General features: G+C 70.8%; 11 protein-coding genes and 1 pseudogene. 3 read left to right on the top strand and 9 right to left on the bottom strand.

What is annotated here, in order from left to right; genetic code table 11:
* The 3 genes and pseudogenes from DW309_RS08505 to DW309_RS08515 form a co-directional block, all read right to left on the bottom strand.
* Nucleotides 1-598: pseudogene (locus DW309_RS08505) on the bottom strand (hypothetical protein); the annotation flags it as partial.
* Between the two features lie 36 nt (nucleotides 599-634).
* Entirely contained in the window at nucleotides 635-1,090 is a 456-nt protein-coding gene (locus tag DW309_RS08510; RefSeq protein ID WP_136045126.1) for a hypothetical protein, read from the bottom strand.
* Complete coding sequence (locus DW309_RS08515) at nucleotides 1,087-1,716, bottom strand: RNA polymerase sigma factor (RefSeq protein ID WP_240744591.1); 630 nt, start codon at nucleotides 1,714-1,716, stop codon at nucleotides 1,087-1,089. The genes DW309_RS08510 and DW309_RS08515 overlap by 4 nt, the downstream gene beginning before the upstream one ends.
* Before the next feature lie 114 nt (nucleotides 1,717-1,830).
* On the opposite strand from DW309_RS08515, the gene DW309_RS08520 reads away from it, so the two are divergent.
* Nucleotides 1,831-2,097: a toxin HicA gene (locus DW309_RS08520; RefSeq protein WP_136032240.1), complete on the top strand. Its 267-nt coding sequence runs from the start codon at nucleotides 1,831-1,833 to the stop codon at nucleotides 2,095-2,097.
* Nucleotides 2,078-2,413 (top strand): type II toxin-antitoxin system HicB family antitoxin, encoded by a 336-nt coding sequence (locus DW309_RS08525; RefSeq protein WP_136032239.1) that lies wholly within the window; start codon nucleotides 2,078-2,080, stop codon nucleotides 2,411-2,413. Before DW309_RS08520 ends, DW309_RS08525 begins: the two co-directional genes overlap by 20 nt.
* An 18-nt stretch (nucleotides 2,414-2,431) precedes the next feature.
* Here the strand turns inward: DW309_RS08525 and DW309_RS08530 are convergent, their stop codons facing one another.
* A complete protein-coding gene (locus DW309_RS08530) occupies nucleotides 2,432-3,733 on the bottom strand; it encodes an MFS transporter (protein ID WP_136045127.1) in 1,302 nt (433 codons plus the stop codon).
* A gap of 72 nt (nucleotides 3,734-3,805) precedes the next feature.
* On the opposite strand from DW309_RS08530, the gene DW309_RS08535 reads away from it, so the two are divergent.
* A complete protein-coding gene (locus tag DW309_RS08535; protein WP_136036253.1) occupies nucleotides 3,806-4,396 on the top strand; it encodes a winged helix-turn-helix domain-containing protein in 591 nt (196 codons plus the stop codon).
* A gap of 86 nt (nucleotides 4,397-4,482) precedes the next feature.
* On the opposite strand, the gene DW309_RS08540 is transcribed toward DW309_RS08535, so the two are convergent.
* The 5 genes from DW309_RS08540 to DW309_RS08560 all read right to left on the bottom strand — a co-directional run.
* Nucleotides 4,483-5,616: an FUSC family protein gene (locus tag DW309_RS08540; protein ID WP_240753165.1), complete on the bottom strand. Its 1,134-nt coding sequence runs from the start codon at nucleotides 5,614-5,616 to the stop codon at nucleotides 4,483-4,485.
* 171 nt (nucleotides 5,617-5,787) lie between these two features.
* On the bottom strand, nucleotides 5,788-6,471 hold the full coding sequence (locus DW309_RS08545) for a hypothetical protein (protein ID WP_136032232.1): 684 nt from the start codon (nucleotides 6,469-6,471) through the stop codon (nucleotides 5,788-5,790).
* Entirely contained in the window at nucleotides 6,471-7,385 is a 915-nt protein-coding gene (locus DW309_RS08550) for an ABC transporter ATP-binding protein (protein ID WP_136045128.1), read from the bottom strand. The genes DW309_RS08545 and DW309_RS08550 overlap by 1 nt, the downstream gene beginning before the upstream one ends.
* On the bottom strand, nucleotides 7,382-7,771 hold the full coding sequence (locus tag DW309_RS08555; protein ID WP_136045129.1) for a GntR family transcriptional regulator: 390 nt from the start codon (nucleotides 7,769-7,771) through the stop codon (nucleotides 7,382-7,384). The genes DW309_RS08550 and DW309_RS08555 overlap by 4 nt, the downstream gene beginning before the upstream one ends.
* 85 nt (nucleotides 7,772-7,856) lie before the next feature.
* Nucleotides 7,857-8,237 (bottom strand): GbsR/MarR family transcriptional regulator (locus DW309_RS08560; RefSeq protein WP_136045130.1); only part of this gene is annotated, 381 nt, incomplete at its 5' end.

Genomic DNA, 8,237 nt, shown 5'->3' on the forward strand with positions numbered 1-8,237 from the left:
CGGGCCCCAGCCACGAGACGGGCTGCCGTGCCCCGCGGCCCGGCTCCAGGTAGTCGTCGCTGCCGCCGGTGCCCGCACCGGCGCCGCGCACGGGGTTGGTGCGGGTGAACGGGTTGGTGCGTGTGAACGGGTTCGTGCGCGTGAAGGGGTTGAGGCCGACGGGGTCGATCGACAGCACGTGCTCGAGGCTCGTGCGCGGCATGGTCGACCGCGACAGGCGCCGTGCCCGCTGCAGCACCCGCCAGGCGTCCGGTGCCACGGGCGACTCGCCCCTGGTCGGCTCATCGGGCGTGGTCAGGCGCGCGCGCAGGAACCCGGCGACGCCCGGTACCAGCTCGTCGCCGCCGACCTCGCGCTCCGCCGATTCGATCTCGAGCCGCCAGCCGAAGGTGTCGGCGGCGTCGCGCAGCGTGCGCACCTCGCGGTCGTATGCCTCCTGGTCACCGACGGTGCGCGTGATCAGCAGGCGTTCGGGCAGGTACGCGGTGGGGAAGGCGCGGATGCCGCCCACCGGTTCCGTGCTCGGGTCGAGAGCGGTGCCGCGGCGGATCGATCCCTCCGCGCGGTCCTGCCACGTCCATCCCTGGGGCTGCTCCATCGGTCATCCTCTCCGTGCGGGCTCCATCGCCCGCCGTCACAGCTCGAACTGCGGGGTCTCCAGCGTGCGTTCCTCGTCGCCGTCGAGCGTGGTCAGCCGCACGCGGCTGAGCCCGGGCGGGACGTCGTCGAACTGGAAGCGCCCGGTCTCCGCGGGCGTCGTGGTGCGCGTGCGGTCGCCCTGGGCCAGCACGATCCGCGCGGCGGTGGTGTCGACCCAGCCGTCGACGCGACGCCGTCCGGACGCGGTGGTGGTCACGTGCAGCAGGATGCTCGTGATGCCGTCGCTGAACTGCAGCGTGAGCGCGTCGGCGTCTCCCCGCACGGCGCCGAGCTGCCCCTCCACGAGGGTCAGCAGCGCGTACTCGCGGTTGAGCCCGTCGGCGGCGACCGCGGCGACCATGCGGTCGATCAGTCCGGCCGGCACTGGGTCGACCTCGTCCCACACGGTGCGCAGGCGCGCGAACAGGCGGGCGTCGTCGTGATCGCTCATGAGCGTCCCCCTCCGGTGTGCGGCGCCGGGGCGTCGAGCAGGTCGCGCAGCTTGGCGAGGCACCGGCTGCGGGTCGGCCCGATGCTGCCGACGGGCATGCCGAGGTCGGTCGCGAGGCGGGCGTAGTCGGGGCGGTCGTCGAAGGCGATCACGCGGAGCAGGCGCTGGCACCGCTCGGTCAGGCGGCGCACGGCGAGCCAGAGTCGGCGGTTCTCGTCGCCGAGCGTCGCGTGGTCCTCGGCCGAGGCCTGTTCGGGCAGGAGGGTGTCGAGGTCGTCGGCCTCGGTCGTGTCGATGCGGCCGTTGGCCTTCGCGGCCTTCCACGCCTCGCGGCGGGCGGTCGTGGTGAGCCAGGCCGACACGGCGCGTGGGTCGGCGATCGAGCCGTGACCGCGGACGAGCCGCAGCCACGTGGTCTGCACCACGTCTTCCGCGAGGGTGCGTTCGAGCCCGTAGGCGCGGACGACGTGCCAGAGCACGGGCGACAGCAGTCGCACGAGCTCATCCATCGCGCGGCCGTCGCCTTCGCGCCATGCGCCGAACAGGTCAGCGGCACGTTCCCACCGTGCCCGGCCGTCGTCGGATGCAGGATCGAGGGGGGCGGCGCCGGAGGCACCGTCGATCATGAAGCCCATTGTGATCACACCTACCAGGAGCACGGCAAGAGCCCGGTGATACATGAGGGCGGGCTTTCCACAGCCGGATCGTGGATGGTATCGTTATTGATACCATCCACGATCATGGGATCTGTGGAAGGCCTCGTTGCACGCATGCGGGCGCAACCGAAAGGCGTGCGATTCGCCGACCTCGTGAAGGTTTGCGATCATCACTTCGGAGAGCCGCGGCAGCGCGGCACCTCCCACCGCGTGTATCGAATGCCTTGGGCAGGAGACCCGCGGGTGAACATCCAGAGCGATCACGGAACGGCGAAGGCCTACCAGGTCCGGCAGGTCCTGGCGGCGATCGACAGACTGAAGGGAGCGGGACATGTCGACAGTGAAGCCTGACCACTACGCATACCGCGTTCGATGGTCCCCGGAGGACGCCGCGTATGTCGGCACGGTTGCCGAGTTGCCTTCGCTGTCCTGGGTGTCTGAGGACCAGGGCGACGCGTTCCGGGGTATCCGACAGCTCGTCGCCGATGTGCTCGACGACATGACGGCGAACGGGGAGGAGCCGCCGGTGGCCATCTCCGACCGCTCCTACTCCGGCAAGTTCCTGGTTCGGCTCACACCGGAGGCGCACCGTCGGCTGGCGATCGACGCGGCGGAGCAGCACGTGTCGCTCAACCGCTTGGCCGTCAGTCGACTGATCGGCGCCTGACTCCCGCCCGCCCTCGCGCTACTCGGCCGCGAAGGTGGCCGCGTGCTCGGCCCACCGCGCCTCGACCGGGAGGGCACGCAGCGCGCGATTGCCGAGCGCGAGCGCGGCCGCGACCAGGCACAGGCCGGCGCAGACGAGGATCGTGCCCTCGCGGCCGAGCCAGGAGAGCCCGAACCCGGCGATCAGCGGGGCCAGGGGCATCGCTCCCATCGCGAGCACCCCGATGGCACTGTTCGCGCGGCCGAGCAGCCGCGAGGGTGTCGCGACCATGAAGTAGCCGAGGAGGGCGGCGTTCAGGGCGGGGAGCAGCAGGACCGACGCGCCGAGCACCACCGCGATCGCCCAGGGCTCGCGCACCGTGGTGAGGGCGACGGCGCCGAGCGCGACGACGGCGAGGCCGCCCACCGTGAGGATGCCCGCGGGGACGCGCGGCACGAGCAGCGGCGCCAGCACGGCCCCGACCAGCATGACCGCGCCGATCACCGCGCTCAGGGTGCCGATCAGCAGCTCGGAGTGCCCCGCCTGCTGCAGCGCGTAGACGACGGTCGTGATGGCCGCGTTGAACCCGAGGTTCACGATGGTGAGGATGATCATCACGCCACCGAGGTCGCGGCGGGAGAGCAGCCACGTGAAGCCTTCCCGCAGCTCGCGCCCCGCGTGGGGACGCAGGGCCGGCTCGTCCGCCGGCACGTCGTCGTCCTCGGCTCCGGTGTCGGCGATCCCCGCCCGTCGCGTCTGGCGCCGCAGCATCCAGGCGGTCACCGCGGCGACGGCGTGGCACAGCGTCATGACCGCACCGACCACCCAGCCGCCGAGGCCGAGGAGCAGTCCGCCCAGCGGGCCGCCGGCGAGCTGGAGCGCCGCGTCCCTGCCCTGGTTCGCGGCCTGGGCGCGGCCCATCGCCTCGTCGGGCACGATCTCCTTGAGCGCGCTCTCGCCGGCCACGTCGAACAGGCCGCTGCGGGCGGCGAGCAGCACGTCGATCACGAGCAGTGACATGAAGGTGAGGGCGTCGCCGATCGCGAGCAGAGTGAAGGCGCCCGCGAGGACGATGCCCAGCAGGGAGCCGAGCAGCATGAGGACGATGCGCCGGTGGCGGTCGGCGAGCACGCCCCCGGCGAGCGTGAGCAGCACGCGGGCGACGAGTCCGGCGGCGCCGATGATGCCCGCCTGCGCGGGGTCGTTCGTGATGAGGAGTGCCAGGAGCGGGACGGCGAAGCCGAACAGGGAGGCGGCGAGCCCCTTGCTGGTGTCGCTCACGAGCCAGGTGAGGTAGCGGGTGTTGCGCCACAGGCGGTGGGGGGTGGTGGCGGTGGTCATGGCTCGACCATAGATGCGCAACATAAATTGCGCAACTAGAGGTGCGCAATTGTCCGCCGGTAGGATCGGGGCATGGCCGACGACGCGGGGACGAGCGCGGGCGACGACGCCGTCTTCATGACCTCGGCGATGCTGAAGGCCTACTCGCATCCGCTGCGCCGCCGGATCCTGCGCCTCATCGCGCGCCGCGAGCACCTGCGGGCCGCCGACATCGCCGCCGAGCTCGGCGTTCCCGCGAACAGCGCGAGCTTCCACCTCCGGGTGCTCGCCGACGCCGGACTCATCGAGGAGGCCCCCGACCGCGCGCGCGACCGCCGCGACCGGGTCTGGACCGGACGCAAGCGCGCCCTCAACCTCGGCGACCCGCAGAACCCGGTGGCCGATGAGGCGCTCGGCGGCGCGGTGGTCGCCGCCCTGGCGGAGGAGCACGGCGAGCTGGTGCGCCGCGTACTCGCCTGGAGCCCCGAGTACGTCGCCGGCCGCACGACCGAGGTACACGCGTCGTTCGTGCAGCGCACGATCCGCCTGACCGAGGCCGAGTTCGAAGACGTGATGCGCCAGGTCAACGACGTGCTGTCGGCGGCCGACGATGCGCACGACGCCACAGACCCCGACGGTCGCTACTGGCAGCTCGACATCGTCGTCGCCGACGACACCATCTGACTCACCCGTCGCCCTGACTCACCCGTCGCCCTGACTCACCCGTCGCCCTGACTCACCCGTCGCCCTGGCTCACGCATCGCCCTCGCTCACGCGTCGCCGTCCGGGCGCTCGCCGCTGAGGATCAGGATCCTCCGCAGGTGCATCGCCGTCAGCACGCCGGGACCCATCGTGCTGCGCGCGTCGAACGTGCGGTCGTCCACACGCTCCAGCAGCAGGCGGATCGCCCGCGCGGCCTCACCCCGCCGGCGGTGCGCCTCGCTTGATCCGGGATCGGGTTCGGCGATCACGTCGGCCACCGCGTGACAGGCCGCCGACAGGGGCTCGGGCAGCGCGGGGTCGAGCGGGATGGCGGCGGGCCGGTCCCAGATGGTGTCGGCGGTCGCATCGGCGATGTCGCGGATCAGGTGGGCGATGCGGTCGAGCGTCGAGAGGTCCTCGTGGATGTGCGCTGTCCCCACGTGCCGGCGTCGCGCGCGTGGGTTGTACCGCACGCTCTCGTCGGCCTCGGTCAGCGCCGCCCGCAGATCGGCGGTGGTCTCGGCGAGGGACGCCGCGTCCTCCGCCCACTGCGCGGTCTCCGGCGGCCACGACTCCGACACCGCGTATCCGATGTCGTGCAGGTGCTCGCCCAGCTGCGTGCGGAAGGACTCCACTCTCGACGCAGCCGCCGCGGCGAGCGGTGCGGGCGCGATCAGCACGTTCACCAGGAGCCCGATCACCACGCCGACGGCCATCTGCGCCAGGTACCCCACCGAGTAGTCGTCGGCGTTCTGTCCCCCGATGATCAGCACGAACAGCGCGGCCATCGGCACGTACTCGCGTCCGGCGCCGAACCATCCCGTGCCCGACAGCAGCACGCCCAGACCCACCACGAGCGGGATGGTCCACCACGTCGGACCGACGGTGAGCACGATCAGGGCGGCCAGGCCGATGCCCGCGGCGAGCCCGAACAGCGTCTGCAGGCTCGATCGCATCGAGCCCATCAGCGTCGGGTACATGCTCACCAGAGCACCGAGCGGCGCGTAGTACGGATACTCGTCGGTGACGCCCGGCATGTGCGGCGCGACGGCCCACGCGAGCCCGACCGCGAGCGCCGTCTTCGCCACGAGCAGCAGCCGCGGCGGTCGCACGGCATCGCGCAGGGTGCGCGAGAGGTACGACCGGCGTTCGCGCAGGCGCAGGCGCGGGTGGTCGCGGAGGCGGCGTTCCTCGGGCGTCACGGCATCCTCTCTCTTCGGGCGGGCGGGTTCTGCTCCTGGACGTTACGCGCGAACGGACGGCGGAGGAGTGGGGTTGCCTCCGCTGCGGTCTGCGGGTAGTGCCCGGACGCACGGATGCCGCGGCCCGCACCGAGTGCGCGGCCGCGGCATCCCTCGTGCCGGGTGATCCGATCAGGGGATGGTCCGCCGGAAGGCGAGGAACGAGACGACGGTCAGGACGGCGGTGATCACCAGGCCCCACACGGCCAGGCCGAGGGCGCCGAGGTCCATGATCGTCGCGCCGACGTGGTTCCACAGGTCGAGCCGTGTCGCGAGGAACACCAGCCCCACCAGGATGAGCCCCAGGCCGATGCTCACGATCAGCAGCACCAGCTGACCCCAGCTCTTGTAGATCGTCGCGCCGGTGAAGCCGACCACGAAGAAGAACAGGGCGAGCGTGAAGAACACCACGAAGGCGCCCAGGGGTCCCGCATCCCACAGCCACGGCAGGTAGAACAGGTAGCCGTTGACCCCCCAGCCGTCGGTGAGCATCTCGATGCCGCCGCCGATCAGGAAGAGCACGCCCATGATCGCGCTGCCGAGGATGGCCGTCAGCATCGTGCCGAAGAAGAACTCCCGGCGCGTGATGCTCATCGCCTGCGAGAACGGGAACGTGAGGGTCATCGCCGACATGCCTACTGCGAAGAAGTACCAGAGCGGCGCCTGGCCGCCCCCGCCGTACTTGGGGGTGTCGACGGGGATCATCGCGTAGATCAGGATCGAGATGATCGTGGCCGCGCCGAGGATCATGAGCGGGTACCAGATGAAGGTGCCCTTGTTGATCAGCTGCAGGCGGATGACGTTGAACGTGCGCATCAGCGGACCTCCTCCTTCACCGCACCGGCTCTGTCGGCGGCGGCGTCGTTCTTCTGGGTGAGCCGGACGACGAGCTGCTGCAGCGACACCGGCGTGAGGTCGAGGCCCGCGGCGACGACCGCGGAGCGCTCCTCGGGCGAGAGCCGGCCCATGACGGTGACCGAGGCCACGCGGCCGAGCTCGTCGCGGTGCAGGATCTCGCGGCCCTCCGCCCAGGCGTCGACCTTCGCGGCCTCGCCCACCACGGTCACCGCGCGGTCGCGCACGGCATCGGTGTCCTCGTTCAGCAGGATCCGTCCGTTGTCGATCACGATGACCTTCTCGATGAGGTTCGACACCTCGTCGATCAGGTGCGAGGACAGGATGATGGTGCGCGGGTGCTCCGAGTAGTCCTCCACCAGGCGGTCGTAGAAGATCTGCCGGGCGACCGCGTCGAGCCCGAGGTACGGCTCGTCGAAGAAGGTGATCTCGGCGCGCGAGGCGAGTCCGATGATCACGCCGACCGCCGAGAGCTGTCCACGCGACAGCTTCTTGATGGTCTGCTTCATCGGCAGCTGGAACTCCGCGATCAGCTCGTCGGCGAACGCCTGGTCCCAGTTCGGGAAGAACAGGCTCGCGGCCTTGAACGCGTGCTTCGGGTAGGCGTCGTCCGGGTACTTCTGGCTCTCGCGCACGAAGCAGATGCGGCCGAGCACGTGTGCGTTCTCGTACGGGTGCTCGCCGAACACCTTCACGGTGCCGGACGATTCGAAGTTCTGGGCCGTGAGGATCGACATGAGGGTCGTCTTCCCGGCACCGTTGCGGCCGAGGAGCCCGTAGATCGAGCCCCCTTCGAGGGCGAGCGAGACGTTGTCGAGCGCCCTCTTCTCCTTGTAGCGCTTGGTGAGGTTCTGCACCTCGATGACGGCGGTCATGCGGGGTTCTTCCCTTCTGGGGTGGGGGTGTGTGCGGCGCGCTGCCGGAGCAGGTCCGCGAGGTCTTCCGCGCCGAGGCCCAGCGTGCGGGCCTCCGCGAGGAGCGGGTCGATGTAGCGGTCGGCGAAGGCCGCGCGGCGCTCGCCGAGGAGCAGGTCCCTGGCGCCTTCCGAGACGAACATGCCGATGCCTCGGCGCTTGTGGAGCACTCCCTTGTCGGTGAGCATCGCGACTCCCTTCGCCGCCGTGGCGGGGTTGATGCGGTAGAACGCGGCGAGCTCGTTCGTGGAAGGGGCCTGCGCCTCCTCGGCGAGTGAGCCGTCGAGGATCGAGTCCTCGATCTGCTCGGCGATCTGGAGGAAGAGCGGCTTGCCTTCTTCGATCACAAGTCCTCCGCTGGGTTGGTGGGTTACTTACTCGACTAAGTAACCATGTAACCCACGCGTGTGTCAACCCTCGGGATCGCGACGATCAGCTCCGGTCGTGCCGCGACTCGTGCCACTCCTCCACGATCTGCCCCATGCGCGCGGACAGGAACCGGAAGAACGCGGCCAGCTCGACCGCCCGCGCCTGCGCGTCGGGATCGTCGCCGTGTGCGCCCGCGATGTCGTCGATGTACTCCGCGAGCCGCGCGTACACGGGAAGGTTGCCCACGATCGAGCGGTAGAAGGGATCGTGCACGAACGCGTACCGGTCGCGGCGCTCACCCGGCCGCGGGCGCCGCTGGATGAAGTGCAGCTGCTGCAGGTAGCGCACCGCCCCCGACACCGCCGCGGGGGAGACGCCGAGCCGCTCGGCCAGCTCGGCCGCGGTGTACCCGCCCTCGGGCGCCGCGACCAGGGCCATCATCAC

It is taken from the genome of Microbacterium sp. K41 (genome assembly GCF_004794395.1).
Classification (GTDB): Bacteria; Actinomycetota; Actinomycetes; order Actinomycetales; family Microbacteriaceae; genus Microbacterium; species Microbacterium sufflavum.

Excerpts from the sequence above, each read along its gene's own strand:
- DW309_RS08535 (WP_136036253.1), top strand. The coding sequence starts at position 3,806 with ATGGCCGACGACGCGGGGACGAGCGCGGGCGACGACGCCGTCTTCATG.
- DW309_RS08520 (WP_136032240.1), top strand. The coding sequence starts at position 1,831 with ATGGGATCTGTGGAAGGCCTCGTTGCACGCATGCGGGCGCAACCGAAA.
- DW309_RS08525 (WP_136032239.1), top strand. The coding sequence starts at position 2,078 with ATGTCGACAGTGAAGCCTGACCACTACGCATACCGCGTTCGATGGTCC.
- DW309_RS08530 (WP_136045127.1), bottom strand. The coding sequence starts at position 3,733 with ATGACCACCGCCACCACCCCCCACCGCCTGTGGCGCAACACCCGCTAC.
- DW309_RS08510 (WP_136045126.1), bottom strand. The coding sequence starts at position 1,090 with ATGAGCGATCACGACGACGCCCGCCTGTTCGCGCGCCTGCGCACCGTG.
- DW309_RS08545 (WP_136032232.1), bottom strand. The coding sequence starts at position 6,471 with ATGCGCACGTTCAACGTCATCCGCCTGCAGCTGATCAACAAGGGCACC.
- DW309_RS08550 (WP_136045128.1), bottom strand. The coding sequence starts at position 7,385 with ATGACCGCCGTCATCGAGGTGCAGAACCTCACCAAGCGCTACAAGGAG.
- DW309_RS08515 (WP_240744591.1), bottom strand. The coding sequence starts at position 1,716 with ATGATCGACGGTGCCTCCGGCGCCGCCCCCCTCGATCCTGCATCCGAC.